The organism is Pseudomonas baetica, from assembly GCF_019733355.1.
Taxonomy (GTDB): Bacteria; Pseudomonadota; Gammaproteobacteria; order Pseudomonadales; family Pseudomonadaceae; genus Aquipseudomonas; species Aquipseudomonas baetica_A.
Genome location: NZ_JAIHLQ010000150.1, coordinates 1 through 393, shown reverse-complemented (window position 1 = coordinate 393; position 393 = coordinate 1). Strand labels below are relative to the sequence as shown.

Below are 393 nucleotides of genomic sequence, written 5' to 3'. Positions count from 1 at the left end.
TTCCAGCGTGTAGCTGAAGGTGGTTCCGATCGTACCCCAGGCTTCCAGCGTGTAGCTGAAGGTGGTTCCGATCGTACCCCAGGCTTCCAGCGTGTAGCTGAAGGTGGTTCCGATCGCACTCCAGGTTTCCAGCGAGTAGCTGAAGGTGGTTCCGATCGCACTCCAGGTTTCCAGCGTGTAGCTGAAGGTGGTTCCGATCGCACCCCAGGTTCCCAGCGTGTAGCTGAAGGTGGTTCCGATCGCACCCCAGGTTCCCAGCGTGTAGCTGAAGGTGGTTCCGATCGCACCCCAGGTTTCCAGCGTGTAGCTGAAGGTGGTTCCGATCGCACCCCAGGTTTCCAGCGTATAGCTGAAGGTGGTTCCGATCGCACCCCAGGTTCCCAGCGTGTAGCT

At 59.3% G+C, this 393-nt stretch carries 1 protein-coding gene; it reads right to left on the bottom strand.

Annotation, left to right across the window (positions count from 1 at the left end; genetic code table 11):
- A partial coding sequence (locus K5E40_RS34505; RefSeq protein WP_221734439.1) for a hypothetical protein occupies window positions 1–393 on the bottom strand: 393 nt, incomplete at both ends.